Consider the following 26,233-nt stretch of genomic DNA (forward strand, 5'->3'; position numbering starts at 1 on the left):
CGCCTTGCCGTGCTACAGCACTGTCTGCGGCTTCGCGCCTAGACACGAATGATTTGGAAACAGAATCAGGGTGCGGGAGCGATGGCTGCCGCCAGGCGGTCGGCGTAATCCTGCAGGGTGCCTGCATCAGGGTCTTTGCGGGGCCAGGTCAGCGCTATGCCGTCCTGCGCATGGCGTGGAACGACGTGCATGTGGAAATGAAACACCGTCTGGTCGCCCTCGCGGCCATTGGCCTGCAGCAAGGTGATGCCTGGCGGGTCGAACGTGGCCTGCACGGCGCTGGCCACGCGCTGGGCTGTCTGCATGACGGCAGCGGCCTCTGCGGGGGTGATGTCCAGGAGGGTGGCGGCGTGGCGCTTCGTGGCCACCAGCACATGGCCGGGGTTCACCTGGCCCAGATCCATGAAGGCAAGGGTCAATGCATCCTCGTAGACCCGGGCAGAAGGGATTTCGCCCGCCACCAGACGGCAAAAAATGCATTGACCGGGCGGTGAAGTGTCGACAAACATGGGCATGGTGGAACTCCTGTGAGATATCAAAATGGCGTAGGATTTGGTGTGTGCGAAAACGTACACAATGCAGCATTCCAGGCGACATGCCGCAAGCATCGTGCGAGACAGGCCCGCAGATTTATCGAGCACCAGCACACCCCATGCATATCATGACCCAGGCCACAGACCCCAAGAGCAATCAACTGCTCGCTGCGTTGCAAGAGACCGATTGGCAGCGCCTGCAGCCCTGTCTGGAACCGGTGGAAATGCCCCTGGGGCAGGTGCTGTATGAGTCCGGTCGGCCCATGAGCCATGTGTACTTTCCCACCACGTCCATTGTTTCGCTGCTCTATGTGATGGAAAACGGGGCCTCGGCCGAAATCGCGGTGGTCGGCTACGAGGGAGTGGTGGGCATCACCCTGTTCATGGGTGGGGGCACCACACCGAGTCGGGGCGTGGTGCAAAGCGCGGGAATGGGTGTGCGGCTCAGTGCACAGAGGATCCAGGATGAATTCAACCGATCGGGGCCTGTCATGCACCTGCTGCTGCGCTATACCCAGGCGCTGATTGCGCAGATGGTGCAGACCGCCGCGTGCAACCGGCACCATTCGCTCGATCAGCAATTGTGCCGCTGGCTTTTGCTGAGCCTGGATCGCTTGCCGGGCAATGAACTGGTGATGACGCAGGAGCTGATTGCCAACATGCTCGGCGTGCGCCGCGAGGGGGTGACAGAGGCAGCCCTCAAACTGCAGGCGGCAGGCCTGATCCGTTATGCCCGGGGCCGTATCACGGTGCTCGACCGCAAGGGGCTGGAGCTTCGCACCTGTGAATGCTATGGTGTGGTCAAACACGAGTACGACAGGCTCCTTCCTATCGAGCTGGCCCGCTAGCCAGGGTCGGTCTCCTCGCGTTACCGGGTTTTAGAGGCCCACTATGTGGGCTGGCAGACAGTGGCAAGGGGGCTTGTGGCGCAGACTGTGCCAACGGGTGAACCGGGTCTTGCGGTAGTGGTGTGGTTTTTGTGCACCTGCTTCTGCACAAGGACGTTGCCCTTCCTCCAGGATCACCCATTGGCCCCTACCCGCAACCATTTGATCGAGCTTCTGCCGCCCAAGGAGCGCCTGGGTTTCCTGTCGCGGTGCGAGCAGGTACCGCTGGTGGCGTCCCAAGTGCTGGGAAGCCCGGGCCAACCCACGTGCCATGCCTATTTCCCCATCGAGGGATTCATCTCCCAGGTGGCGCAGGTTGATGGACGCCTGGCCCTGGAGGTGGGCATGGTCGGGCGTGAAGGTCTGCTGGGCGCGCAGTTGGCACTGGGTGTTGCACAGGAGCCATTGCATGCCATCGTGCAAAGCCCCGGCCACGCATGGCGCATGGGTACCGATGATTTTTGCGCCCTGCTGAAAGACAGCCAGGCCCTGCTGGCGGGCGTCAATCGGTACCTGTCTGTGCTGATGGCGCAGCGCACGGGCCTGGCGGCCTGCCATCGTTTTCACACCATTGGTCCCAGGCTGGCGCGTTGGCTGTTGATGACCCAGGATCGGTCGGAAGTCTCGAATTTTCATGTCACCCACCAGTACCTGGCTTTCCTGCTGGGGGTACGCCGGGTGGGCATCACCACAGCCGCCGGCAGGCTTCAGCGCGAAGGGTTGATCACGTACCACCGCGGCCAGGTCACGGTGCTCGACCGCCGAGGACTGGCTGCGGTGGCCTGCAGCTGTTATGCCGCCGATCGCAAAGCCTATGCCGCGTTGATGTCCTGAGAGATCGACCTGGCGTGCGCCGGGTGCGGCGACCGGTGTGCACAGCGCAGCCGAAAGTGCTGGCTGTGTTCGCTAACGCACCGACGTGCGGCCAATGGATGTTTAGCCTGAGAGGGCGCCGTTCTTGACGCTACCGGTCAGATCGGTGTGGCCCACGCGGGGCCAATCCCTGCGTGCCACAGTTTGTGCATTTCAAAGGAAATTCCATGAAAACCATACACCTTGCAGCGGTGCTGCTGACCTTGCTGGGCCTTGTTGCCTGCGAAAAACAGCCTGTTGTAGTCAATGTTCCTGTCCCTGTGGCTGTACCTGGACCAGCGGGGCCGCAGGGCGTAGCCGGAAACGATGGAAGCCAGGGGGCGACGGGTACGACAGGAGCGCCTGGTGTGGCAGGCACATCTGGTGAAGGCACCACCGTCATCGTGGTGCCTCCGGCCTCGGCACCGGCCAATTGAAGCCCCGCACACACCGATTAAAGGAAGAAATTGATGGGCTTGGGAACCTTGCTTTTGATCGTGCTGATCCTGCTGCTGATCGGCGCGATTCCCTCTTGGCCGCACAGCCGTAACTGGGGCTATGGTCCCAGTGGATTGCTGGGTCTGGTGGTGGTCGTCATGCTGGTGCTGCTGGTGATGGGCCGGTTGTGATTTTGTGTCGGCCGCAGTGCTTTTGATTTACATGGATGCCGTACGGGTCAGCCGGGGCAGGCACCCACACTATAGGATTGAACAATGAAACATCTGTTGAAAAACGCATGTGCCTTGACCCTGCTGGCACTTGCCACACAGGCTGGGGCGCAAGCAGTCTTTTTTGAAAACGAAGGGTTTCGGGGGCGTTCATTTACCACCGAGCGCCAGATGGGGGATCTTGGACGTTTGGGATTCAATGACCGTGCTTCTTCGGTGCAGATCTTGGGGGGGCGCTGGGAGGTGTGTGAAGACGCACGCTTTCGGGGGCGCTGCATTGTCCTTCGCCCGGGCCGATATCCTTCGTTGTCTTCCATGGGGATGAATGATCGTCTGTCGTCGGTGCGGGAAGTTGATCGCAATGCGCGTGTGGCCAACAACCGCTTTGCGCCGGTACCCGATCCCTTCTACGACAGCCGCCGTCGCAATGGCGAGCGCCTCTATGAAGTCCCAGTGACCTCCGCACGCGCTGTAATGGCAACCCCCGAACAGCGTTGCTGGGTGGAACGCGAGCGTGTGGGGCAGAACCGAGGGGACTCCAGCAATGTTCCAGCGGCCATTGCAGGCGCACTGATTGGCGGAGTACTGGGTCACCAGGTGGGCGGCGGAACGGGCCGGGACATTGCTACCGCTGGGGGCGCTGTGGCGGGGGCAGTGGTGGGGTCCCGTATCGGGTCGGACGGACAGACGGGGCGGATGCAGAATGTGCAGCGATGCGCCGATGTGCCCAACCAGCAGCCAGACTACTGGGATGTCACCTACACCTTCCGGGGGCAAGAGCATCGGATTCAGATGACCGAGTCCCCAGGGGCCATGGTCACCGTGAACCGACAGGGAGAGCCACGCAACCGTTGATCTATGGGAACAGCATCATAAAAAAACGGCCCCTCGGGGCCGTTTTGCTGTGCAGTGCGTGACTTGCGCATGCGGATTCAGGCATGCCGCTGTGCAATCACTTGAACCACGAATCGCTGGCCTTGCGCTCCCAGTCAGCCAGTTGCTTTTCGGCTTCATCCTTGGCAATGCCGTAGCGTTCCTGGATCTTGCCGGCGAGTTGGTCGCGTCGCCCGGCCACAACGTCGAGGTCGTCGTTGGTGAGTTTGCCCCATTGCTCCTGTGCCTTGCCCGCTGCTTGCTTCCAGTTGCCCTTGATTTGGTCCCAGTTCATAAAAACTCCTTGTGTGATGCTGTGTGGATGGTCGTGAAAAAAGGTTCAGGGGCGAATGGCGATTTCGTTCTTGACCGACCGCACGCCATTGACCTGCCGAGCGATGTTCTCGGCGACGTTCTTCTCTTCTGTGTTCTTGGCAAAGCCGGACAACATCACGGTTCCGTTCAGTGTTTCAACGCTGATCGAGGTTCCGGCAACCCGTTTGTCTTCGAGCAGGCGAGTTTTCACTGTCGTTGTGATGCCTGCGTCGTCAATGTAGGCGCCGACAGTTTCCTGTCCACGGCTGACAGCGCAGCCCGTTGCGGTCAGCAGGGTGGTCGCAGCGATGGCTGCGGCGAGGAGAGTGCGAATGATCATGGTAATGCTCCAGTCGGTGACAGATATGGGTTCGTAAAAACCGCCTCCCCCTTTTTTTATGAACAGAGATTGGGGTGCAGACCATGCAAGAGTAGTCCTCCATGCGGCCATGGTCTGTACGGTATCGAACATTGGTGGCAGCCTTTCTTCGTCCGGTTCGCAAAGGCATCGGAATCCCCGCCTATGCGCTGTAGCGCACAGAAGAGAACCGGCAATCTGCGTAGTCTCACCAGTGTGGTTGAAGCGTGCCCTTGGGCGTGTGGATCCATTTCTGAGGATTGCTTGCAGAGACGTGGGCGGTTCTCTCTACTTTCCTCCAAGGAGATTTCCATGAAATACGCACATTTGATCGCCGCCACGTTGATGACCATGGGTTTGAGTGCATGCTTTTCGCTTCCTCCCGGCCCGGCGGGTCCGCAGGGCGCTACGGGTGATACGGGGGCTCAGGGCCGTACGGGCTACACCGGTGCCACTGGAAGCACGGGCGGTGCCGGAGCCACGGGCTACACCGGCGCAACCGGTGCGACGGGTGCAACCGGCGGCACAGGGGCCACCGGCTATACCGGCGCGACAGGTGAAACGGGCGCTACGGGTGATACCGGGCGTACAGGTGGCACCACAGTGATTGTTCCGGCCCGCTGAAGGGGCCGCGGGAGGGCTGCGTGGCAGGCAGCCTCTTTGCAGCCTGCATTCGATGAGATGGCCCGGCCAATAGAGCTCGACGCAAGACCGCTGTGCCAGCGGTTTTTTGCTTTTCTATCCCAGGGACCCTGTAGATGAACACCATGCACAAAATCCTCGCGGCCGCGCTTGCGGCCACCTGACTTTGGGCGCCCATTTTTTAGCAGACAAACGCGGCGCTCAAGACGCTGAACGCCCAGTGGAGTGATGCCCAGATCCGAGGCATGCACTGGCTGGGCAAAGGCGTGCAGGGTCAGCCAAGCGCGCGCTGACCCCACTGCAAGCAGGCCCATCTGCGGGGCTGGTCAACGGGCGCGGGCGCGCTTAGAATTTTCGACTGCGCTACCCGCGCAAGAAGGGCGACACGCCGCATATCGGCGCGCCGCCCTACCCGAAAATCATGGCGCGACACAATCGCGCACGGAGACCGTGGATGACATCGCACTCAGCGCTCAAGCTGCATGTGCCGGAGCCTACTGGGCGGCCCGGCTGCAAGACCGACTTTTCCTTTCTGAGCATCTCGCCCGCAGGCGCAGTGCGCAGACCTCCCCCAGACACCCCCGCTGCCGACACGGCCGACCTGGCCACCAGCCTGGTGCGTGTGCTCGATGACAATGGCCAGGCAGTCGGCCCCTGGGCCATCCCCATCCATCCAGATCGATTGCGCCGGGGCCTGCGCGCGATGATGAAAACGCGCGTGTTCGACGCCCGCATGCTGATCGCGCAGCGGCAGAAAAAACTGTCGTTCTACATGCAGTGCCTGGGCGAGGAAGCCATTGCCGTGGGCCAATCCATGGTGCTGCAGGACGGCGACATGTGCTTTCCTACCTATCGCCAGCAGGGCCTGCTGCTCTCGCGTGACGACATTGCCATGTCCGAGCTGATCTGCCAGTTGATGAGCAACGAGCGCGACCCTATCAAGGGCCGCCAGCTACCGGTGATGTACTCGTACAAGCGCGCAGGCTTCTTCTCGATCTCGGGCAACCTGGCGACGCAAATGCCCCAGGCCGTGGGTTGGGCCATGGCCTCGGCCATCAAGGGCGATACAAAAATAGCCTCGGCCTGGATCGGCGATGGCTCCACTGCCGAGTCGGACTTCCACACCGCGCTCACCTTTGCCCATGTGTACCGTGCGCCCGTCATCATCAATGTGGTGAATAACCAGTGGGCCATCTCCACCTTCCAAGCCATTGCGGGAGGTGAGGGCACCACCTTTGCCCAGCGCGGCGTGGGTGTGGGCATTGCTTCCTTGCGCGTTGATGGCAATGATTTTCTGGCCGTCTATGCCGCCTCGCAGTGGGCGGCCGAGCGTGCACGTACCAACCATGGGCCGACGCTGATCGAGTGGGAAACCTACCGCGCTGGCCCGCATTCCACCTCGGACGATCCGTCCAAGTACCGTCCTGCCGACGACTGGCAGCACTTTCCGTTGGGCGACCCGATTGAACGCCTGAAAAAGCATCTGATCGCCATTGGCGAGTGGAGCGATGAGCGTCACACACAGGCCCTCAAGGACCTGGAGGCCGAGGTCATCGCCGCGCAAAAAGAGGCCGAGAGCCACGGCACCTTGCTCGATGGCCGCGTACCCAGCGCCGCGACCGTCTTTGACGATGTGTACAAGGAACTGCCGGAGCACCTGCGCCGGCAACGCCAGCAGATGGGGGTGTAAGCCATGACCGCACTACAAGAGAAAAATCAGGCCCCCCTCACCGACGCTGTGCCCATGACCATGATCCAGGCGCTGCGCTCGGCCATGGATGTGATGATGGAGCGCGACGACAACGTCATCGTCTATGGCGAAGACGTAGGCTATTTCGGCGGCGTGTTTCGCGCCACCGAGGGCCTGCAAGCCAAATACGGCACATCGCGCTGTTTTGATGCGCCGATTTCTGAGTCCGGCATCGTCGGCACCGGCATAGGCATGGCCGCCTATGGCCTGCGTCCGGTGGTCGAGATCCAGTTTGCCGACTACGTCTACCCGGCCACGGACCAGATCGTCTCCGAGCTGGCGCGTTTGCGCCACCGATCGGCTGGGGACTTTGCCGCGCCGCTGACCATCCGCATGCCCTGCGGCGGCGGCATCTACGGCGGGCAGACGCACAGCCAGAGCCCCGAGGCCTTCTTCACCCATGTGTGCGGCTTGCGCACCGTGATGCCCAGCAACCCTTACGACGCCAAGGGCCTGCTGATTGCCTCGATCGAGAGCGACGACCCGGTCATCTTCCTGGAACCCAAGCGCTTGTACAACGGCCCGTTCGACGGCCAGCACGACAAGCCGGTGGTGCCGTGGTCCAAACATGCCATGGGGCGCGTGCCCGAGGGCTACTACAAGGTGCCGCTGACCAGCGCTGCAGTCTTTCGTCCTGGCAAGGCGGTCACGGTGCTGACGTACGGCACCATGGTCTGGGTGAGCGAATGCGCGGCACGCGAGACGGGCATCGACGCCGAGATCATTGATTTGCGCTCCATCTGGCCGCTGGACCTGGAAACCATCGTGAACTCGGTCAAGAAGACGGGCCGCTGTGTTGTGGTGCACGAGGCCACGCGCACCAGCGGCTTTGGTGCCGAGCTCACGGCGCTGGTGCAAGAGCATTGTTTCTACCAGTTGGAAGCCCCCATCGAGCGTGTGACCGGCTGGGACACGCCTTACCCACACGCCCAGGAATGGGCGTATTTCCCGGGGCCTGCGCGCGTAGGCGCAGCCCTGCAACGCGCAGTGGAGGCATGACCATGGGAATTTACGCAATCCGCGTGCCCGACATTGGCGAGGGCATTGCCGAAGTGGAGCTGGTCGTCTGGCACGTGCAGCCGGGCGACATGGTGGCTGAAGACCAGTCCATTGCCGATGTGATGACCGACAAGGCCACGGTGGAAATCCCGTCGCCCGTGTCCGGCAAGGTGCTGGCGCTGGGGAGCAGCGTGGGCGACACCATTGCCGTGGGTTCCGAACTGGTGCGGCTGGAAGTGGAAGGTGCGGGAAATTTAAAGGAAAATACGGCTCTAGCGCCCGTCCAACAAGCGCAAGTAGCTCCTGTTTCGATAGCGAAAAACAGCCCGCCCGCAGCCGCACCGACCCAGCCCGTGGCTCTGGCGGAACGTGCAGTTGCGCCCGCGCCCTTGCGCCCGTCCGCGACGCCGCGCAGCGCGCCTGCCGTGGCGCGCACGGCAGGTGAGCGCCCACTCGCATCCCCCGCCGTGCGCCAGCGTGCGCTCGACATGGGCGTGGAACTGCGCTTCGTGCACGGCAGTGGCCCGGCCGGGCGCATCCTGCACGGCGACCTTGACGCCCACGTCGCCAGCGGCGGCCAGGCGCCTGCCCAAGGCCCTGCGGGTTACGCCGAGCGCCATGGCGAAGAGGCGATTCCCGTCATCGGCCTGCGCCGCAAGATAGCGCAGAAGATGCAGGAGTCCAAGCGCCGCATTCCGCATTTCAGCTACGTCGAGGAAATCGACGTGACCGAGCTCGAAGCCCTGCGCGCCAAGCTCAACAGCCTGCACGGCGCCACGCGCGGCAAGCTCACGGTGCTGCCCTTCCTGGCCCGCGCCATGGTGCTGGCGCTGCGCGAGTTTCCGCAGATCAACGCCCGCTACGACGACGAGGCGGGCGTGGTCACGCGCTACGCCGGTGTGCACCTGGGCGTGGCCACGCAGACCGAGGGCGGGCTCATGGTGCCGGTGCTGCGCCACGCCGAAAGCCTGGACCTGTGGGCCTGCGCTGCCGGTATTGCCAGCGTGGCCGAAGGCGCGCGCAGTGGCAAGGCGGCGCGCGATGCCCTGTCGGGTTCCACCATTACGCTTACCAGTCTGGGCGCGCTGGGCGGCATCGCCAGCACGCCGGTCATCAACCACCCCGAGGTGGCCATCGTCGGCGTCAACCGCATCGCCCTGCGGCCCATGCTGCGCGGTGGGCAGGTGGTGGGCAGGCTGCTGATGAATCTCTCCTCCTCGTTCGACCACCGTGTGGTCGATGGCATGCACGCCGCGCAATTCATCCAGGCCATGCGCGCGCTGCTGGAAACCCCGGCCCTGCTGTTCGTGGAGTAAGGCGATGAAGGATATTTCTACAAAGTTACTCGTCATCGGCGGCGGCCCCGGCGGTTATGTGGCGGCCATCCGCGCTGGGCAACTGGGCATTCCTACGGTGCTGGTCGAGGGCGAGCGCCTGGGTGGCACCTGTTTGACCATTGGCTGCATTCCGTCCAAGGCGCTGATTCATGCGGCGCACGAGTTCGAGCGCGCGCAGCACCAGGCTGGTGGCTCGCAGTTAGGCATCCGGGTGCAGTCGCCGAGCCTCGACATCGCGCAGACGGTGCGCTGGAAGGATGGCATCGTCAACCGCCTCTCCGGCGGCGTGGGCGCGCTGCTGCGCAAAGCCGGGGTGCAGGTCATCCAAGGCTGGGCACACATCGAAGACGGCAAGACGGTGCGCGTGGAACCCGCCGGCGGCGAGGCGGTGCGCGTGCGCTGCGAGCATTTGCTGCTGGCGACCGGCTCCGAGCCGGTGGAGTTGCCCACGCTGCCCTTTGGCGGGCCCGTGGTGTCGTCTACCGGCGCGCTCTCGCCCGAGAGCCTGCCGCGCCGCCTGGTCGTGGTGGGCGCTGGCTACATCGGGCTGGAGTTGGGCATGGCCTACCGCAAATTGGGCGCCGAGGTGGCGGTGGTGGAGGCGGCCGAGCGTGTGCTGCCGGGCTACGACGAGGAGCTGACCCAACCGGTGCTCGATGCCCTGGAAAAGAGTGGCGTAGTGCTGCACCTGGGCTGCAGCGTGCAGGGCTTTGATGCGCAGCACGGTGTGCGTGTGCGCAGCGCCCGCGCCGACGAGTTTGCATTGCCTGCGGACCGTGTGCTGGTGGCAGTGGGCCGCAAGCCCCGCGCCACGGGCTATGGCATGGAGTCTCTGCAGCTCGACATGGCCGGGCGCTTTGTGGCGGTGGATGCGCAGTGCCGCACTTCCATGCGCAACGTCTGGGCCATTGGCGACCTGACGGGTGATCCCATGCTGGCGCACCGCGCCATGGCCCAGGGGGAGGTGGTGGCCGAGGTGATTGCGGGCAAGGCACGCCGTTTTGAGCCCAGGGCGATTCCTGCCATCTGCTTCACCGACCCCGAAGTGGTGGTGGTGGGCCGCACGCCGGGCGAGGCGCGCGCTGCGGGGCTTGACTGCATTGACGCCGCCTTTCCGTTTTCCGCCAATGGCCGTGCCATGACGCTCGAAACCACCAAGGGTTTTGTGCGCGTGGTCGCACGGCGCGACAACCACCTCATCCTGGGCTGGCAGGCCGTGGGCCAGGGCGTGGCAGAACTGGCGGCGGCGTTCACGCTATCGCTGGAGATGGGCGCGCGGTTGGAAGACGTTGCCGGCACTATCCACGCCCACCCGACGCTGGGTGAGGCCGTGCAGGAGGCGGCGTTGCGGGCGTTGGGGCATGCGGTGCATATTTGAGGCACCCCCCTGAGTCGCCTTTGGCGCCTTCCCCCCGCTCTCGCATCGCTGCGCGATGCGGGCAGGGGGACGCCCCCAGCGCGGCGGGGCGGCCCTTGCGCGGGGGCGCTGGTCTGGGCCGCGCCAGTTTCGTGGGACGCGTGCATCTGCAAAACTGAGGAACTCCACCGGAGAAAAAAAGGGGTTGGCTCCGGTAAGCTTGCAGCCATGCACCTCTACCGCTCTGCGCTGCTGCGCTTTACCGACGACGGCCAGGCTGTCTATGACGAGGATGGTCTGCTGGCCATCGGCCCCGATGCCCATGGCCGCCAGCGCGTGCAGGCGGCCGGTGCCTGGCAGCAGCTGTCGCCGCAGTTCGCGGGGCAGCCGGTCACGCACTTGCCAGGGCGCATCATTGCGCCCGGTTTTGTGGACATGCATGTCCACTACCCCCAGACGGATGTGATTGGCTCGCCCGCCGAGGGCTTGTTGCCCTGGCTAGAGAGCTACACCTTCCCCCAGGAAAAGCGCTTTGCCGCCCATGGCTACGCCACCCAGGTGGCGCAGTTCTTTTGCGATGAACTGCTGCGCAACGGCGTGACGACGGCGCTGGCTTTTGCCACGTCGCACCCGGCGTCGGTCGATGCGTTGTTCACCGAGGCCCGCCAGCGGCAGTTGCGCCTGATCACGGGCAAGGTGCTGCAGGATCGCCACTCGCCCGATGGCGTGCGCGACGAAACCGAACAAAGCCTGCTCGATACCGAAGCCCTCATCCAGCGCTGGCATGGTGTGGACCGGCTGGGCTATGCCATTACGCCGCGCTTTGCCCCCACCAGCACTCCGGCGCAGTTGCGTGGTGCAGGTGAACTGGCGGCGCGCTATCCGGATGTGTGGATCCAGTCGCATGTGTCAGAAAATCTGGACGAAGTGCGCTGGGTGCGCGAGTTGTTCCCGCGTTCGCGCAGCTACTTGGCGGTGTACGACGACTTTGGCCTGATGCGCGAGCGCGCCGTGTATGCCCACTGCATCCACCTGGACGAGGCTGACCGCGCCCTGATGCGCGAGCGCCGCAGTGCTGCGGCCGTCAGCCCCACCAGCAATCTGTTCCTGGGAAGCGGTTTTTTTGACTACGCCGGGGCAGACTGCGCCGGTTTTGCCTATGGCCTGGCCAGCGATGTGGGCGGTGGCACCAGTTTTTCGCCGTTCCACACCATGCTGGCTGCCTACTATGTAGGCCGCACCGCGGTCGAGGGGCTGCAGACCAAGCAGGGTTTGAGCCTGTCGCCCCAACAACTGTGGTGGCAACATACGGCGGGCGCTGCCCGCGCGCTGGGCTTGCAGGGCGTGGTGGGTAACCTGCAGCCGGGGTGCGAGGGTGATTTCATCGTGCTCAACCCCCAGGCCACGCCGCTGCTGGCGCGGCGCACGGCCCAGGCGGGCAGTCTGAGCGAGTTGTTGTTTGCCATGATCGTGCTGGGCGATGATCGCCTGGTGGAACAAACGGTCATTTCTCAAGCAAAATAGGCTCCTAGCACTTGATCATCAAGCGCTGCTAGCTATCAAATAAGTAGTATTGTTGAGGAGCCTCCCGCATGAGCATCAAGAGCGATAAATGGATCCGCCGCATGGCGTCCGAGCACGGCATGATTGAACCCTTCGAGCCCGGCCAGGTGCGCGAAGTCGATGGCAAGAAAATCATCAGTTACGGCACCAGCAGCTATGGCTATGACATCCGCTGTGCGCCCGAATTCAAGGTGTTCACCAACATCCACAGCACGGTGGTCGATCCAAAGAATTTCGACGAAAAGAGTTTTGTCGATTTCCATGGCGAGAGCTGCATCATTCCGCCCAACAGCTTCGCGTTGGCGCGCACCATGGAGTATTTCCGCATCCCACGCAATGTGCTGACCATTTGCCTGGGCAAGAGCACCTACGCGCGTTGCGGCATCATCGTCAACGTCACGCCGTTCGAGCCCGAGTGGGAGGGTTATGTGACGCTGGAGTTTTCCAACACCACGCCGCTGCCGGCCAAGATTTACGCGGGCGAAGGCTGCGCCCAGGTGCTGTTCTTCGAGAGCGACAAGGACGATGTCTGCGAAGTCTCGTACAAGGACCGCGGTGGCAAATACCAGGGCCAGCATGGCGTGACCCTGCCCCGTGCTTAAAGCGCCCACAAAACTCTGCTGGCGTCGTTGCCGCGTCTTGTCGTGCGACTCGTACTGCCTGCGACACAGCGCCTCGCCAGAACCGCTTCGCTGAGTTTTGTGATCCGCTCTTAAAAAATCCACCCGTCCAACAAGAAGCACCAGGAGAACGCCATGAAATGGGAAGGTAACCGCCAGTCGGACAACGTGGAAGACCGGCGTGGCTCGGGCGGCGGCGGCATGCCTGTGTTTGGCGGACGCAGCATCGGCATTGGCACCATCGTCGTTGCGCTCCTGGGTGGCTGGGTGCTGGGGATCAACCCCATGACCCTCCTGGGGCTGCTCAGCGGCGGCAACCCTGCGCAGGTGCAACAGGCACCGGCCCAGCGCCCGCCTGCGGACGACACCATGGCGCGGTTTGTGTCCACGGTGCTGGCCGATACCGAGGATGTGTGGACCGATGTGTTTCGCCAGCAGGGCAGCAACTACCAGCAGCCGCGGCTGGTGCTGTTTCGCGGCGCCACGCCCACGGCCTGTGGCACGGGTCAGGCGGCGATGGGGCCGTTTTATTGTCCTGGCGATCGCAAGGTGTATATCGACCTGGGTTTTTATCAAACGCTCAAAGACCGCCTGGGCGCCCCGGGTGACTTTGCCCAGGCCTACGTGATTGCCCATGAGGTGGGCCACCATGTGCAGAACCTGCTGGGCATCAGCGCCAAGGTGGACCAGATGCGCGGGCGTGTCAGCCAGGCCGACTACAACCGCCTCTCCGTCAAGCTGGAGTTGCAGGCCGACTGTTTTGCCGGAGTCTGGGCAAACCACGCCCAGCAAGCGCGCCAGATTCTGGAGCAGGGCGATGTCGAAGAAGCCATGAACGCGGCAGCCAAAATTGGCGATGATGCTTTGCAGCGCGCGGGCGGCGGAGCCGTGGTGCCCGACAGCTTTACCCACGGCACCAGCGCGCAACGCCAGCGCTGGTTCAACACCGGGCTGCAGCAGGGCCACCTGAAGTCCTGCGACACCTTCGCGGCCCGCACGCTTTGAGCACCTGTTCGATGCGGGACAGGCTCTGACGCAGCGCAGCCGACCCATGCCCAGTGCCATCGCCCGCCACCTGCGCCGCCGCCGTGCTGGCCAGGGGCCAGTCGAAGCCGCGGTGCCGCAAGGGCCCGCCCCGCCGCCCTCGGGCATGGCGGCTGCCTGGTCGGCGGCGGCAGTCACCGTGCCCCATGCTGTGGGTTTGGGGCTGCTGGCGTTTGCACCCCTGGCGGGTGACTATTCTTTGGCTGCGCTCGCTTTGTGGTCGGCCGCACTGCCCGGGTTGCTGCTGACCTTGGCGGCACCGCGCCCAGGCGTGGTGTATGCGCCCACCACCGTGGTGGCGCTGCTGTTTGCCGCCGTACTGGCCACGGCCCACGGCGCGGCACCGTCTCTGGGGCTGAGCGCACGGCAGGTGCTGGCGGTCAGTGGGGCTACGGTGGCGCTGGCCTTCGTTTTTCAGTGGTTGCTGGGCGTGCTGCGCATGGCCTCGGTGGCACGCTTTCTACCCATTTCGGTCACGCACGGCTTTGCCGCCGGGGTGGGGCTGTCGATGGTCGTGGGCCAGGTGGCCAATGGTTTTGGCAGCGGGTCATTCAGCGAAGCGCGCATGGGCTGGCATGCCGTGGCGGCGCTGGCGGTGGTGGGCCTGGCTTGGTGGCTGCGCGGGCGCTGGCCCCGTGCGCCGGGTCTGCTGACGGCGGTGGCCGTGGTGGCGCTTGCCGTCACACTGGCCGGGTTGTGGGGTGTGGGCCTGGACGCGGTGTTTGTTCCGGCGGCCCAGCCCAGCGCCTTTGCCGGGCCACTCTGGCCCGACTGGACCGGGATTGCGTGGATTGCCGTGGCGCAGCAACACGGCCAGGCGCTGGTGGTGCTGGCGCTGCTGATGGCCTTGGTCAACAGCCTGGAAATCCTCATCTTCAACCAGGAGCTGGAGCTTGAGCACGGCCTGCGGGGCAATGCCAATGCGGCCTTGCGCCGTGAGAGCCTGCTGGGCATGGTGTGTGCGCTCGCCGGCATGATTCCGGCGTCCACCAGCGCTTCGCGCTCACGCATCGTGCTGACCGAATCTGGCTCTGGGCGCAATGCCCCGCGCATGCATGCCGCCATCATGCTGGGCGTAGCGCTGACCGGGCCTTGGTGGCTGCACTGGGTGCCCATGGCTTGCTTGTCGGGCGGGTTGGTACTGGCGGGCTTGATGCAGGTGCCGCGTTTGATGTGGTCGGCGCAGTACGCCCGCAACTCGCGTCCCACCTGGGCGCAAAGCTGGCTGGTGGCGCTGGTGTTTGCCGTGATGGGCGGGGTGGTGGCGTTGGTCACGGGCCTGGTGGTGGCCACTTTTGTGTTGCTGCGCGATTCGGCTACCAAGGTGCTGCGCCACGTGCGGCTTGATGGCGAACTGCGCTCGCGGCGTCTGCGCCGCGCGGCTTCGGACGGTTGGGTGACCCCGCGCATGAACCAGGTGGCGGTGTTTGAATTGCAGGGCGTCATGTCGTTTGGTGTGGCTGCGCACATGTCCGAGCAGGTGCGTCTGCGCCTGCTGCCGCGCCACCGATGGGTGATTCTGGATGCGGGCCGGGTGCCTGCCTGGGATAGCACCGCCCTGGCACAGCTGCGAGCGCTGTTGCGAGACCTTGATCAACAGGGCATCGCTGCCGCCATCGCCGCGCTCGATCCTCTGGCGGCGGTGCACGCGGGCGAAGGTGTGCGCGCTTTTGCGGACCTGGACCGCGCCCTCGAATGGGCTGAGGTGGCGATCCTCGCCCAGCGCCCGCTGGACCAACGGACACCGCGCGGCGGTAGCGACCCCTTGGGTGAAATTGGTGAAGGCATGCAGCGCGACGCCCGTCTGGCCCTGGAAGCATTGCTGCTGCCCCATGTGGTGCCCGCGCAGGGCGTGGTGTTCAATGCGGGAGACCGGGATCGCGACCTGCTGGTGGTGGTGTCGGGCCACATCACTCTGTGCACGCACTGGCCGCCCGAACGCGGCTTGCGCCTGGCCACCGTGGGGCCGGGCATGGTGTTTGGCGAGATGGCGTTTCTCAATGGCGCCGAGCGCAGCGCCAGTGCCGGTGCCGAGCGTGGTGCCGCACGGTTGATGCGGCTGCCGCGCGAACGCTTTGACGGCTGGGCGCGCCAGTATCCCGAAGCGGGACTGATCCTCATGGAAAACCTGGCCCAAATGGGTGCACGGCGCCTGGCCGTGACCACACGGCAGCTGCGCTCTGTGTTGGAGTGACAGGGGAAAAGAGCCTGAAATGCCCTAAAATAAAGCGTAACAAGCTATTGAAATTATAGCTAACCCTGGCGCAAAGTATTGCTGAGAGTCAGCGCCTGGGCGTAAAAAACCCCATTTCCGCCTCGCAGTGCGACAATAGCAGGCTAAATGACAAGTTCTTTTTCCAATCTATCGCTGGCTGAGCCGCTGGCCCGCGCCGTAGCCGAAATGGGCTACGAGTCCATGACCCCCATCCAGGAGCAAGCCATCCCGGTCGTGCTGACCGGCCAGGATGTGATGGGCGCGGCCCAGACGGGCACCGGCAAAACGGCGGCTTTCTCGCTGCCGCTGCTGCAGCGCCTGCTCAAGCACGAGAACAGTTCCACCTCTCCTGCCCGCCACCCTGTGCGTGCGCTGGTGCTGCTGCCCACGCGCGAACTGGCCGACCAGGTGGCCCAGCAAATTGCCCTGTACGCCAAGCACACCAAGCTGCGCAGCACTGTGGTGTTCGGCGGCATGGACATGAAGCCCCAGACGCTGGAGCTGAAAAAAGGCGTGGAGGTTTTGGTAGCGACGCCCGGACGCCTGCTCGACCACATCGAGGCCAAGAACGCGGTGCTGGGCCAGGTCGAATACGTGGTGCTCGACGAGGCCGACCGCATGCTCGACATCGGCTTTCTGCCCGACCTGCAGCGCATCCTGTCGTACCTGCCCAAACAGCGCACCACGCTCTTGTTCAGCGCCACGTTCTCGCCCGAAATCAAACGCCTGGCGGGCAGCTATTTGCAAAACCCGGTGACCATCGAGGTCGCCCGGCCCAACGAAACCGCCTCCACCGTCGAACAGCACTTCTACAGCGCTGGTGACGACGACAAGCGCCGCGCCATCCACCAGGTGCTCAAGACGCGCGGCATCAAGCAGGCCTTCATCTTTGTTAACAGCAAGCTCGGCTGCGCACGCCTGGCCCGCAGCTTGGAGCACGAAGGTCTCAAGACCACCGCACTGCACGGCGACAAGAGCCAAGACGAGCGCCTGAAGGCCCTGGAAGCCTTCAAGAGCGGCGAAGTGGATCTGCTGGTCTGCACCGACGTGGCAGCGCGTGGTCTGGACATCAAGGATGTGCCGGCCGTCTTCAACTTTGACGTACCGTTCAACGCCGAAGACTATGTGCACCGCATCGGCCGCACTGGCCGTGCCGGGGCCTCTGGCCTTGCGGTCACGCTGGTATCGGGCAGTGACGCGCGCCTGGTGGCCGATATCGAGAAGCTGCTGAAGAAAAAGATCGATATCGAGGCCCTCGAATACGACGAGGACCGGCCGAATATTCGCAGCCAAGGCCGCATCAACGACGGGCGCCGCCACTGGCGCGAGGGTGAGGAGAGAGAAGGCAGTCGTGCAGCAGCACCAGAGCGCGAACGCACTCCGCGCGTGCAGCGCGGTGGCTTCCGCCCGGCCCCCGTGTCGCGTGATCCCTTTTTTGACAAGCCCTACGAGACATCGGCGGCACAAGCCAAGCCCGCCTGGGAAGCGACCGAGCGCGTGACCACTGGCCGCATTTCGCCCAACATCAAGCCCAAGCGTAAGGTGGCAGCCTTGTTCAAAGCGCCTGATGTCGCGGCGGAAAATTTGGCTTAAAACGTCTCCAGCGCTTACCTATCAAGCGCTTCAAGCTATTAAAAACAGAGTGTTTCAGGTGCCCGGCTTCTGCAGGGCATCAGGGCACCTGTGCCTGCGGGCAGGGCACCTGCAGCAGTTCGCGGTCGGCCAGTGTGGCGCCAAAGCGCACGGCGCTCAAACTGCCGCCCCATACGCAGCCCGTGTCCATGCCCAGCAGGTCGCTGCGGTTGAGCCACCCCAATGTGGACCAATGGCCAAACGCCAGCAGCGTGCCCGCCGTGCGGCGGCCCGGGGCATCGAACCAGGGCACCAGTCCCGGCGGCGGGCTGGAGGCGCTCTCTGCACTCTCGAAATCCATGACCCCTTGCGGGGAACAAAAGCGCAATCGCGTCAACGCATTGACGATCACGCGCAGGCGGTCGGTGCCGGTCAGCGCGTCGTCCCAGTGGTCGGGCTGGTTGCCATACATCTGTCGCAAAAAGGCGGGCAGGTCGGGCCCGCGCAGCACCGTGTGCACTTCGTCGGCCAATGCCAGGGTGTCGGCGGCGCTCCAGCTGGGCAGTACCCCCGCATGCACCATCAGCAAGGATTCGGCCCCATGCTGGTGATGGCGCGCCAGGGGCTGCTGGCGCAGCCAGCCCAGCAGCCGGTCGCTATCGTCGGCCTGCAGGATATTGGCCAGCGTGTCGCGGCGCGAGGGTGTGCGCACGCCATGGGCCGTGGCCAGCAGGTGCAGGTCGTGGTTGCCCAGCAGGCTGCGCAGTGCGCCATCGGCCGCAATGCAGCGGCGCAGCACCGCGGCCGACTGCGGCCCCCGGTTGACCAAATCGCCGAGCAGGTAAACGGTGTCGCGGCTGGGCGAGAAATCCATGCCATCGAGCAGGCGCTGCAGCGCAAGGTCGCAGCCCTGGATGTCCCCAATACAGTAAAGTGCCATGGTGTACTTTGTAACTTCTGATCCATGGATTTTCTGCTGATTGCGCTGCTGACCCTTTTGAACGGTGTCTTTGCCATGTCGGAGCTTGCCCTGGCGTCGAGCCGCAAGGCCCGCCTGGCCGCCATGGCGCAGAGCGGCGACAAGGGGGCGCAGGCAGCGCTGGACTTGCTGGACAACCCCACGCAGTTCCTGTCGTCGGTCCAGGTGGGTATCACCTCCATCGGCATGATCAACGGCATCATTGGCGAGGCGGCGTTCAGCAGCAAGCTGGCGGCCTGGCTGCAGGGCCTGGGCGCAGCCGAGGGGGCTGCCAGTATTGCCGCCACGGCCCTTGTGGTGACCATCATCACGTTCATCACCATCGTATTTGGCGAGCTCGTGCCCAAGCGCATCGGTCAGCTGTACCCCGAAACCGTTGCGCGTCTGGTGGCCCGTCCCATGACCTGGGTGGCCCGGATCGCCAAGCCTTTTGTGCGATTGCTGTCGCTGTCCACCCAGGGCGTGCTGGCCGTGCTGCGGGTGGACAACGCCGCCGCGCGCGCAGTGACCGAGGAGGAAATCGTCGCCAGCCTGGCCGAAGGGCGCGATGCGGGCGTGATCGAGCACCACGAGCACCAGATGGTGCAGAACGTGTTCCATCTCGACGACCGCCCGCTCACTTCCATCATGGTGCCGCGCAGCGATGTGCAGTGGCTCGATGCCAGCCACACCGTGGCGCAGGCCTTGCAACTGGCCAGTGCGGCCGGTGACAAGGGGTCGCACTCGTGGTACCCCGTGTGTCGCAGTTCGCTGGACGATGTGGTGGGCGTGATCAGCGTTGCACGGCTGTTGGAGCTGGGCCTGCAATCCGAGGGGCAGATTGGCGACTATGCGCAGCCTGCCATATTCCTGCCTGAAACCCTCAGCGGCATGGAGTTGCTGGAGCAGTTTCGCGCCCGCTTGGGTCGCATGGTGTTTGTGGTGGATGAATACGGCGTTCTGCAGGGGATCATGACACCGCGCGATCTGCTTGAAGCCATCACCGGCGAATTACAGCCCGGTGCCGCCATCGATGCCTGGGCCGTGCAGCGCGAGGATGGCTCATGGTTGCTGGAAGGGCTGGTGCCCGTGGCTGAATTGAAAGCCCGGCTCGATATCCGCGACCTTCCCGAAGAAGACCGGGGTCGCTATAACACCTTGGCGGGATTATTGATGGCTGAATCGGGACGTTTGCCTGAAGTGGGCGAGCGCATTGCGTGTGCGGGCTGGATATTCGAGGTGCTGGACCTTGATGGCAAGCGCATCGACAAGGTGCTTGCCATCAAGGAATCTGCATCGGCATAGGTGTTTTCAATATCCAGGGGTTTCTTTCTGACGCTTTACTTTCGGCGCCAGCAGATTATAAATATGCTGTATATAATGAATCGCGTTACCCCTCCACCTACCCATTGATGAACACCATGAGCAAGTACAAAGAACTCCTAAAGCAGCGCGAAGCCCTTGAAAATGAAATCAATGAAGCCCGACGCCAGGAGTTGTCGGGTGCCATTGCGCAGGTGCGCGCATTGGTCGCCGAGTTTGATCTGACGCCCCAGGATGTCTTCCCCGCTGGACGGGCGCGCAGCGCTTCCAGTGGTACCAAGGTAGCCCCCAAGTACCGCGATCCGTCCACTGGGCAAACCTGGACAGGGCGTGGCAAGGCCCCTAAATGGATTCAAAACCAGGACCGGGCGCAATTCGCCATTTAATAAAAACCCGCTTCGGCGGGTTTTTATTTGGCCGCAAGACATTCATTGCAGGAAATGGTATTGCGTTGTTGGATATCAGCGCCACCCCCACGGCATGCATTGAGGGGACGAATGCATTGTGCCAAGTCTCTCACTGCGTTCTATTTTTGACTTGCGATCACTGATGCGGTTCTTTAAGAGCTGATGCTTTGACTTCGCAAGTAAAGCGGAGGCACTGTATGCGTCAACGCACGCCAGATGAATCCCGCATGTATTGGTAAACGGGGTGGCGTCTGCAGGGCGGCAATCGATTCGTTTTTGAAGGGCCCGTCTTTTTGTGCTTCTGAGGGCAAGGCTTTGCGTGGTGTCCATGCGGGCGAAATGGCAGGTGCAGCGGATCAAAAATAAGCCCTGAAAATGGCTGGGCCATTGCACTCGGGCACGGGAATGCCAGAATGGCCCCACCACTGCATTTCAGGAGTCAGCGCCATGGCCTTTGCAACCCCACGCCCGGCACGCCACGCCTTTGCTTCCACGCTCAAGAGTTTCACGACCGATTCGGGCAAAGTGGGGCAGTTGTATTCATTGCCCGCACTGGCGCGCAAGTACCCGGGTATCAAGCGGCTGCCGGTATCGATCCGCATCGTGCTCGAATCGGTGCTGCGCAACTGCGATGGTCGCAAGGTCACGGCCGAGCATGTGCAGCAGCTGGCCACTTGGCAGCCCGTGGCCGAACGCAAGGACGAGATTCCCTTCGTCGTTTCGCGTGTGGTGCTGCAGGACTTCACCGGTGTGCCGCTGCTCGCCGACCTGGCTGCCATGCGCAGCGTGGCCGTGCGTCTGGGTAAGAACCCCAAGAAGATCGAACCCCTGGTGCCCGTGGATCTGGTGGTGGACCACTCCATCATGGTGGACCACTATGGCAAGAAGAACTCGCTCGACCTGAACATGAAGCTCGAATTCCAGCGCAACCGCGAGCGCTATGAATTCATGAAATGGGGCATGCAGGCCTTCGATACCTTTGGCGTGGTGCCCCCGGGCTTTGGCATCGTGCACCAGGTCAACCTGGAGTACCTGGCACGCGGCGTGCACAAACGCAAAGATGGGGTGTACTACCCCGACACCCTGGTGGGCACTGACAGCCATACCACCATGATCAACGGCATTGGCGTGGTGGGCTGGGGCGTGGGCGGCATCGAGGCCGAGGCGGCCATGCTGGGCCAGCCGGTGTACTTTCTGACCCCTGATGTCGTGGGCATGGAGCTGACCGGCCAGCTGCGTGAAGGCGTGACCGCCACCGACCTGGTGCTCACCGTGACGGAGCTGCTGCGCCAGCACAAGGTGGTGGGCAAGTTTGTTGAATTTTTTGGATCGGGTACGCGCACCCTCTCGCTGCCCGATCGCGCCACCATTGGCAACATGGCTCCCGAATATGGAGCCACCATGGGTTTCTTTCCGGTGGATGAGAAAACCATGGACTACTTCCGTGGCACGGGCCGTACCAAGGGCGAGATCGAGGCTTTCGAGGCCTATTTCAAGGCGCAAGGCTTGTTTGGCGTGCCGTTGGCGGGCGAGGTGGATTACTCGCAGGTCGTGCGGCTGGATCTGGGCGCCGTAACGCCCAGTCTGGCTGGCCCCAAGCGCCCGCAAGACCGCATCGAGCTGGGCAAGGTCAGCACACAGTTTGTCGATCTGTTCAGCAAGCCCAATGCGCAAAACGGCTTCAACCGTCCGGCTGCGTTGCTGCACACACGCTGGCACCTTCAGCGGGGTGACGCGATCGAGGCCGGGGAAGCCCCCGATAGCAAACCCACGCCGGCAGGCGCTCCCCGCTCGGTGGTGGAGATGGAGGGCAACAAGCCCACGTTGGCTACGGCCCATACCGCTGTGCGGGCTGCAGTTTTGACCAATGGAGGCGGCCCCTCTGTGGGCAATGGTGACGTGCTGATTGCCGCCATCACCAGTTGCACCAACACCTCCAACCCTAGTGTGTTGCTGGCAGCCGGTTTGCTGGCCAAGAAAGCGGTGGAGGCCGGGCTCAGGGTGCAGCCGCACATCAAGACCTCGCTGGCGCCGGGTTCGCGCATCGTGACCGAGTACCTCACCGAAACCGGCCTTTTGCCCTATCTTGAAAAGCTGGGTTTCGCGCTGGCCGGTTATGGCTGCACGACCTGCATCGGCAATTCTGGCGACCTCACGCCCGAGCTCAATGAGGCGATTGCGCGCAACGACCTGGTGTGCGCCGCTGTGCTCTCAGGCAACCGCAATTTCGAGGCGCGCATCCACCCCAACATCAAGGCCAATTTTCTGGCCAGCCCTCCGCTGGTGGTGGCCTACGCCATTGCGGGCACCGTATTGAAAGACCTGATGACCGAGCCCGTGGGCAAAGGCAAGGGTGGGCGTGATGTGTACCTGGGCGACATCTGGCCCACCAGCGATGAAATCCAGGCCCTGATGAAGTACGCCATGAAGGGCAAGGCCTTCCGCGCAAACTACGCCAAAGTGGCCACTGAACCCGGCAAGCTGTGGGGCAAGATCAAGGGCGTGAGTGGCACGGCCTACACCTGGCCTTCCAGCACCTACATCGCAGAACCCCCGTTTTTTGCTGATTTTGCTATGGAAAACGGAGCTTCTTCCGCAGATCAGGCGAGCGTTTCAGGCCAGAAAGATGTGGATTTTTCAGTGCGAAGCGCACGCACCATGGCACTGTTTGGTGACTCCATCACCACCGACCACATCTCGCCTGCAGGCTCCATCAAGGAAAGCTCGCCTGCGGGCCAGTGGTTGCTGCAGCATGGCGTGCACAAGCAGGACTTCAACAGCTACGGCTCGCGCCGTGGCAACCACGATGTGATGATGCGCGGCACGTTTGCCAATGTGCGCATCAAGAACCTGATGATCCCGCCGACTGTGGACGGCTCGCGCGAGGAGGGTGGCGTCACCGTGTTCCAGAGTGAGGGCGCCTTGCAGGGCGAGAAGATGTCTATTTTTGACGCCGCCATGCAGTACATGGCGCAGGGCACGCCCACCGTCGTGTTTGCCGGCGAAGAATATGGAACGGGGTCGAGCCGCGACTGGGCCGCCAAGGGTACGCAGCTGTTGGGTATCAAGGCCGTGGTGGCGCGCAGTTTTGAGCGCATTCACCGCTCCAACCTGGTGGGCATGGGCGTACTGCCGCTGCAGTTCAAAGGGAAGGACACCTGGGAGTCGCTGGGCCTCACGGGCAACGAACTGATCGATATCGTGCCTGACGCAGCCCTTACACCGCAAAGCGATGCCACGCTGCTCATCCGCCGCGCCGACGGCCAGCGCCAGACGGTGACTGTCACGCTGCGTATCGACACCCCCATTGAGGTGGACTACTACCGGGCGGGTGGCATCCTGCCCTATGTGCTGCGCCAGTTGCTGGCTGCCTGAGCCATTGCAACCCCATGGCCGACTACGCCCCCACGCCGGAACATGCGCTGGAGTTGCAGCTGCTGCGCGAGCGCCTGCATGAGTCCGAGCGGCGCCTGCAGGCCCTGGGGCGCAATCTGCCGGGTAGCGTCATTTTTCAGTTGGTGCGCGATGCTGAAGGTCGGCGCTATTTCGCCTACATGGGCGAGGCGATCGAAGCCATTGTGGGCGTCAAGGCAGAGGATGTGCTGCGCGATGCCGCCACGTTGTACCAGTGCATCCTGCCCGAAGACTTTCCTGCCTTCGTCGCCCTGGGAGAACGGTCCTATCAAGAGCTGTGCGCCTTTGAGACCCAGGCGCGTTTTCGCCGGATAGACGGCGAGGTGTGCTGGGTGCGTATGGCTTGTACGCCGCGCGCCTGGGGTCAGGGCGGTGTGATCTGGGATGGGCTGCTCACCGACATCACCGAACAAATCCGCGCCGAGGCGGTCACCCGCGCCTACGAAAACCAGCTGGCCGGTGTGCTGCGCCACCTGCCGGGCGCCGTGGCCCGCATCGGGCTTGACCTGGAGATTCTGTACGCCAACGATACGCAGGCCCACTGGGTCGACACCACGGTGGAGCAGATGATTGGGCGGCGCATGCCCGAGTTCATCACACCGGGCCTGATGGAACGCATGCTGCCGTTTATGCAGCGCGCCTTGAACGGCGAGACTGTGGTGTTCGAGAACCGCATCGACCGCCTCGATGGCGAAGTGCGTTTTCGCCACACCACCTTGGTGCCCGAGCGCACCGCCCAGGGGGCCGTGGCCGCCATCGTGCTGTTTGCCTATGACCTGACTGAACTCAAGCGGACACAGCAAGCGCTTTCGCAGCAAAGAATGCTGTTGACCAGCCTGATCCAGGCCATGCCCGATGTGGTGTTCCTCAAGGACGCACAAGGTGTTTACCTGGCCTGCAACCCGGTGTTTGAGCGGTTCATTGGACGCCCCGCCCAGGAGATCCTGGGCCGCACGGATGCCGAGCTGATGCCCCCGGCCCTGGCGGAAACCGTGATTCAAAACGACCTGCGCGCCCTGCAGGCCTGGCAACCCCTGGTGTTCGAGGAAACGGTCACCTTTGCCGCCGACGGGTATGTGGGGCAGTTCGAAACCATCAAGACGCCCATTCGGGACCTTGCGGGCCGCGCCACCGGGGTCCTGGGGGTCTCGCGCGATATCACCGACCGCAAGCGTGCTGCCCAGGAAATCGAACGCCTGGCCTTCTACGACGCCCTCACCCAGCTGCCCAACCGCCGCCTGCTGCTCGACCGCCTGCACCGCCTGGTGCTCAGCAGCCAGCGCACCCACCATCACGGCGCCCTGCTGTTCATCGACCTGGACAACTTCAAAGACCTCAACGACACCCTGGGCCACGACATGGGCGACCAGCTCCTCACGCAAGTGGCCGCCCGCCTCTCGGCCAGCGTGCGCGAATGCGACACCGTGGCGCGCTTTGGCGGCGACGAATTCGTCATCCTGCTCGAAGGCCTGGACACCGACACCGACCACGCCGCCCGCCAGGCCGAAGCCGTGGCACGCAAACTGCTTTTGGCCCTGAACAACCCCTTTGAGCTGGCAGGCCAGCAGCACTACAGCACCCCCAGCATCGGCCTGACCCTCTTTGGCCAGGAACGCCAGAGCGTGGACGAACTGCTCAAGCGCGCCGACCTGGCCATGTACGAAGCCAAGGCCGCCGGGCGCAACACCCACCGCTTCTTCGACCCTGGCATGCAGCAAGCCCTGCACGAGCGCTCCAGCCTGGAAGCCGACCTGCGCCAGGGCCTGCAGCGCGGCGAACTCTTCGTGCACTACCAGGCCGTGGTCGACCACCACGGCCACGTCAAAGGCGCCGAAGCCCTGGCGCGCTGGAACCACCCCGAGCGCGGCGCCATCGCACCGATGGAATTCATCCCCCTGGCCGAGCAGACCGGCCTCATCCTGCCGCTGGGCCAGCACATCCTGCACACCGCCTGCCAGCAACTCGTGCGCTGGGCCGCCCAGCAGGCAACCGCCCACCTGAGCATTGCCGTCAACGTCAGCGCCCGGCAATTTCGCCAGCCCGACTTTGCCGCGCAAGTCTTGCACACCCTGCGCGAGACCGGCGCCAACCCCAAGCGCCTGAAACTCGAACTGACCGAAAGCCTGTTGCTGGGCGACATGGACGACACCATCGAGCGCATGGTGCAACTCAAGCGCGAAGGCGTGGGCTTTGCGCTGGACGACTTTGGCACCGGGTATTCGAGCCTGGGCTACCTCAAGCGCCTGCCGCTGGACCAGGTCAAGATCGACCGGGGCTTCGTGCGCGACGTGCTGACCGACCCGAACGACGCGGCCATCGTGCGCACCATCCTGGCGCTGGCGCAAAGCCTGGACCTGGACGTGGTGGCCGAAGGGGTGGAGACGGCGGGGCAGCTAGGGTTCTTGCGGCTGCATGGCTGCGAGCAGTTCCAGGGGTTTTTGTTTGGGCGGCCTGTGCCGGTGGAGGTGTTCGAGCTGGAGCACTGCCGCCATCCGTCGCCGCATTTCGAGCCCGGGTTTTGAGCGGACTTGGGCATGGCCTTGGGC

The 26,233-nt window shown here is 63.6% G+C and carries 23 protein-coding genes; 19 read left to right on the forward strand and 4 right to left on the reverse strand.

Annotated features, from left to right (window positions below):
- Window positions 1-65: 65 nt before the first annotated feature.
- A complete protein-coding gene (locus C8D04_RS00585) occupies window positions 66-515 on the reverse strand; it encodes an HIT family protein (RefSeq protein ID WP_116003127.1) in 450 nt (149 codons plus the stop codon).
- A 146-nt stretch (window positions 516-661) separates the two neighbouring features.
- Between C8D04_RS00585 and C8D04_RS00590 the strand changes: the two genes are divergently transcribed.
- The 5 genes from C8D04_RS00590 (at window position 662) to C8D04_RS19080 (ending at window position 3,795) form a co-directional block, all read left to right on the forward strand.
- Window positions 662-1,381, forward strand: coding sequence for a Crp/Fnr family transcriptional regulator (locus C8D04_RS00590; protein WP_116005925.1), 720 nt, complete (start codon window positions 662-664; stop codon window positions 1,379-1,381).
- Between the two features lie 180 nt (window positions 1,382-1,561).
- Entirely contained in the window at window positions 1,562-2,254 is a 693-nt protein-coding gene (locus tag C8D04_RS00595) for a Crp/Fnr family transcriptional regulator (protein ID WP_116003128.1), read from the forward strand.
- A gap of 206 nt (window positions 2,255-2,460) precedes the next feature.
- Window positions 2,461-2,709 (forward strand): hypothetical protein, encoded by a 249-nt coding sequence (locus C8D04_RS00600; RefSeq protein ID WP_116003129.1) that lies wholly within the window; start codon window positions 2,461-2,463, stop codon window positions 2,707-2,709.
- Window positions 2,710-2,742: 33 nt separating this feature from the next.
- Complete coding sequence (locus C8D04_RS00605; protein ID WP_116003130.1) at window positions 2,743-2,901, forward strand: DUF3309 family protein; 159 nt, start codon at window positions 2,743-2,745, stop codon at window positions 2,899-2,901.
- 84 nt (window positions 2,902-2,985) lie between these two features.
- On the forward strand, window positions 2,986-3,795 hold the full coding sequence (locus C8D04_RS19080; RefSeq protein ID WP_116003131.1) for a beta/gamma crystallin-related protein: 810 nt from the start codon (window positions 2,986-2,988) through the stop codon (window positions 3,793-3,795).
- 97 nt (window positions 3,796-3,892) lie between these two features.
- On the opposite strand, the gene C8D04_RS00615 is transcribed toward C8D04_RS19080, so the two are convergent.
- Entirely contained in the window at window positions 3,893-4,108 is a 216-nt protein-coding gene (locus tag C8D04_RS00615) for a CsbD family protein (protein WP_116003132.1), read from the reverse strand.
- 45 nt (window positions 4,109-4,153) lie between these two features.
- Window positions 4,154-4,468 carry a BON domain-containing protein gene (locus tag C8D04_RS00620; RefSeq protein WP_116003133.1) on the reverse strand — a complete coding sequence of 105 codons (315 nt, stop codon included), beginning with the start codon at window positions 4,466-4,468 and terminating at the stop codon, window positions 4,154-4,156.
- A gap of 330 nt (window positions 4,469-4,798) precedes the next feature.
- Between C8D04_RS00620 and C8D04_RS00625 the strand changes: the two genes are divergently transcribed.
- From C8D04_RS00625 to C8D04_RS00670, 10 genes are all read left to right on the forward strand, one after another.
- Complete coding sequence (locus C8D04_RS00625; protein ID WP_116003134.1) at window positions 4,799-5,110, forward strand: collagen-like protein; 312 nt, start codon at window positions 4,799-4,801, stop codon at window positions 5,108-5,110.
- Window positions 5,111-5,582: 472 nt separating this feature from the next.
- On the forward strand, window positions 5,583-6,818 hold the full coding sequence (locus tag C8D04_RS00630; RefSeq protein ID WP_116003135.1) for a 3-methyl-2-oxobutanoate dehydrogenase (2-methylpropanoyl-transferring) subunit alpha: 1,236 nt from the start codon (window positions 5,583-5,585) through the stop codon (window positions 6,816-6,818).
- 3 nt (window positions 6,819-6,821) lie between these two features.
- On the forward strand, window positions 6,822-7,877 hold the full coding sequence (locus tag C8D04_RS00635) for an alpha-ketoacid dehydrogenase subunit beta (RefSeq protein WP_233521068.1): 1,056 nt from the start codon (window positions 6,822-6,824) through the stop codon (window positions 7,875-7,877).
- A 2-nt stretch (window positions 7,878-7,879) separates the two neighbouring features.
- Window positions 7,880-9,193, forward strand: coding sequence for a dihydrolipoamide acetyltransferase family protein (locus C8D04_RS00640; protein ID WP_116005927.1), 1,314 nt, complete (start codon window positions 7,880-7,882; stop codon window positions 9,191-9,193).
- Window positions 9,194-9,197: 4 nt separating this feature from the next.
- Window positions 9,198-10,592 carry a dihydrolipoyl dehydrogenase gene (lpdA, locus tag C8D04_RS00645; protein WP_116003136.1) on the forward strand — a complete coding sequence of 465 codons (1,395 nt, stop codon included), beginning with the start codon at window positions 9,198-9,200 and terminating at the stop codon, window positions 10,590-10,592.
- Between the two features lie 207 nt (window positions 10,593-10,799).
- Window positions 10,800-12,095: a guanine deaminase gene (gene guaD / locus C8D04_RS00650; protein ID WP_116003137.1), complete on the forward strand. Its 1,296-nt coding sequence runs from the start codon at window positions 10,800-10,802 to the stop codon at window positions 12,093-12,095.
- 68 nt (window positions 12,096-12,163) lie between these two features.
- On the forward strand, window positions 12,164-12,736 hold the full coding sequence (dcd, locus tag C8D04_RS00655; protein WP_116003138.1) for a dCTP deaminase: 573 nt from the start codon (window positions 12,164-12,166) through the stop codon (window positions 12,734-12,736).
- A 153-nt stretch (window positions 12,737-12,889) separates the two neighbouring features.
- Window positions 12,890-13,759: a neutral zinc metallopeptidase gene (locus tag C8D04_RS00660; RefSeq protein ID WP_116003139.1), complete on the forward strand. Its 870-nt coding sequence runs from the start codon at window positions 12,890-12,892 to the stop codon at window positions 13,757-13,759.
- A gap of 46 nt (window positions 13,760-13,805) precedes the next feature.
- Window positions 13,806-15,992 carry a SulP family inorganic anion transporter gene (locus C8D04_RS00665; protein ID WP_116003140.1) on the forward strand — a complete coding sequence of 729 codons (2,187 nt, stop codon included), beginning with the start codon at window positions 13,806-13,808 and terminating at the stop codon, window positions 15,990-15,992.
- 147 nt (window positions 15,993-16,139) lie between these two features.
- On the forward strand, window positions 16,140-17,606 hold the full coding sequence (locus tag C8D04_RS00670) for a DEAD/DEAH box helicase (protein WP_116003141.1): 1,467 nt from the start codon (window positions 16,140-16,142) through the stop codon (window positions 17,604-17,606).
- A gap of 79 nt (window positions 17,607-17,685) precedes the next feature.
- Here the strand turns inward: C8D04_RS00670 and C8D04_RS00675 are convergent, their stop codons facing one another.
- A complete protein-coding gene (locus tag C8D04_RS00675) occupies window positions 17,686-18,525 on the reverse strand; it encodes a symmetrical bis(5'-nucleosyl)-tetraphosphatase (RefSeq protein ID WP_116003142.1) in 840 nt (279 codons plus the stop codon).
- 24 nt (window positions 18,526-18,549) lie between these two features.
- On the opposite strand from C8D04_RS00675, the gene C8D04_RS00680 reads away from it, so the two are divergent.
- From C8D04_RS00680 to C8D04_RS00695, 4 genes are all read left to right on the forward strand, one after another.
- Complete coding sequence (locus tag C8D04_RS00680) at window positions 18,550-19,848, forward strand: hemolysin family protein (protein WP_116003143.1); 1,299 nt, start codon at window positions 18,550-18,552, stop codon at window positions 19,846-19,848.
- Window positions 19,849-19,964: 116 nt separating this feature from the next.
- Window positions 19,965-20,252, forward strand: a complete 288-nt coding sequence (locus C8D04_RS00685) for an H-NS histone family protein (RefSeq protein WP_116005928.1) — start codon at window positions 19,965-19,967, stop codon at window positions 20,250-20,252.
- A 468-nt stretch (window positions 20,253-20,720) separates the two neighbouring features.
- Window positions 20,721-23,648, forward strand: coding sequence for an aconitate hydratase (locus C8D04_RS00690; protein ID WP_116003144.1), 2,928 nt, complete (start codon window positions 20,721-20,723; stop codon window positions 23,646-23,648).
- A gap of 53 nt (window positions 23,649-23,701) precedes the next feature.
- Entirely contained in the window at window positions 23,702-26,209 is a 2,508-nt protein-coding gene (locus C8D04_RS00695; protein ID WP_233521220.1) for an EAL domain-containing protein, read from the forward strand.
- Window positions 26,210-26,233: the final 24 nt, after the last annotated feature.

It is taken from the genome of Simplicispira sp. 125, from assembly GCF_003096555.1.
Lineage (GTDB): Bacteria > Pseudomonadota > Gammaproteobacteria > Burkholderiales > Burkholderiaceae_C > Simplicispira.

What these genes read in the sequence shown, in the direction of transcription:
- C8D04_RS00585 (WP_116003127.1), bottom strand. Translation starts at nt 515, where the DNA reads ATGCCCATGTTTGTCGACACTTCACCGCCCGGTCAATGCATTTTTTGC.
- C8D04_RS00590 (WP_116005925.1), top strand. Translation starts at nt 662, where the DNA reads ATGACCCAGGCCACAGACCCCAAGAGCAATCAACTGCTCGCTGCGTTG.
- C8D04_RS00600 (WP_116003129.1), top strand. Translation starts at nt 2,461, where the DNA reads ATGAAAACCATACACCTTGCAGCGGTGCTGCTGACCTTGCTGGGCCTT.
- C8D04_RS00605 (WP_116003130.1), top strand. Translation starts at nt 2,743, where the DNA reads ATGGGCTTGGGAACCTTGCTTTTGATCGTGCTGATCCTGCTGCTGATC.
- C8D04_RS19080 (WP_116003131.1), top strand. Translation starts at nt 2,986, where the DNA reads ATGAAACATCTGTTGAAAAACGCATGTGCCTTGACCCTGCTGGCACTT.
- C8D04_RS00615 (WP_116003132.1), bottom strand. Translation starts at nt 4,108, where the DNA reads ATGAACTGGGACCAAATCAAGGGCAACTGGAAGCAAGCAGCGGGCAAG.
- C8D04_RS00620 (WP_116003133.1), bottom strand. Translation starts at nt 4,468, where the DNA reads ATGATCATTCGCACTCTCCTCGCCGCAGCCATCGCTGCGACCACCCTG.
- C8D04_RS00625 (WP_116003134.1), top strand. Translation starts at nt 4,799, where the DNA reads ATGAAATACGCACATTTGATCGCCGCCACGTTGATGACCATGGGTTTG.
- C8D04_RS00630 (WP_116003135.1), top strand. Translation starts at nt 5,583, where the DNA reads ATGACATCGCACTCAGCGCTCAAGCTGCATGTGCCGGAGCCTACTGGG.
- C8D04_RS00635 (WP_233521068.1), top strand. Translation starts at nt 6,822, where the DNA reads ATGACCGCACTACAAGAGAAAAATCAGGCCCCCCTCACCGACGCTGTG.
- C8D04_RS00640 (WP_116005927.1), top strand. Translation starts at nt 7,880, where the DNA reads ATGGGAATTTACGCAATCCGCGTGCCCGACATTGGCGAGGGCATTGCC.
- lpdA (WP_116003136.1), top strand. Translation starts at nt 9,198, where the DNA reads ATGAAGGATATTTCTACAAAGTTACTCGTCATCGGCGGCGGCCCCGGC.
- guaD (WP_116003137.1), top strand. Translation starts at nt 10,800, where the DNA reads ATGCACCTCTACCGCTCTGCGCTGCTGCGCTTTACCGACGACGGCCAG.
- dcd (WP_116003138.1), top strand. Translation starts at nt 12,164, where the DNA reads ATGAGCATCAAGAGCGATAAATGGATCCGCCGCATGGCGTCCGAGCAC.
- C8D04_RS00660 (WP_116003139.1), top strand. Translation starts at nt 12,890, where the DNA reads ATGAAATGGGAAGGTAACCGCCAGTCGGACAACGTGGAAGACCGGCGT.
- C8D04_RS00665 (WP_116003140.1), top strand. Translation starts at nt 13,806, where the DNA reads ATGCCCAGTGCCATCGCCCGCCACCTGCGCCGCCGCCGTGCTGGCCAG.
- C8D04_RS00670 (WP_116003141.1), top strand. Translation starts at nt 16,140, where the DNA reads ATGACAAGTTCTTTTTCCAATCTATCGCTGGCTGAGCCGCTGGCCCGC.
- C8D04_RS00675 (WP_116003142.1), bottom strand. Translation starts at nt 18,525, where the DNA reads ATGGCACTTTACTGTATTGGGGACATCCAGGGCTGCGACCTTGCGCTG.
- C8D04_RS00680 (WP_116003143.1), top strand. Translation starts at nt 18,550, where the DNA reads ATGGATTTTCTGCTGATTGCGCTGCTGACCCTTTTGAACGGTGTCTTT.
- C8D04_RS00685 (WP_116005928.1), top strand. Translation starts at nt 19,965, where the DNA reads ATGAGCAAGTACAAAGAACTCCTAAAGCAGCGCGAAGCCCTTGAAAAT.
- C8D04_RS00690 (WP_116003144.1), top strand. Translation starts at nt 20,721, where the DNA reads ATGGCCTTTGCAACCCCACGCCCGGCACGCCACGCCTTTGCTTCCACG.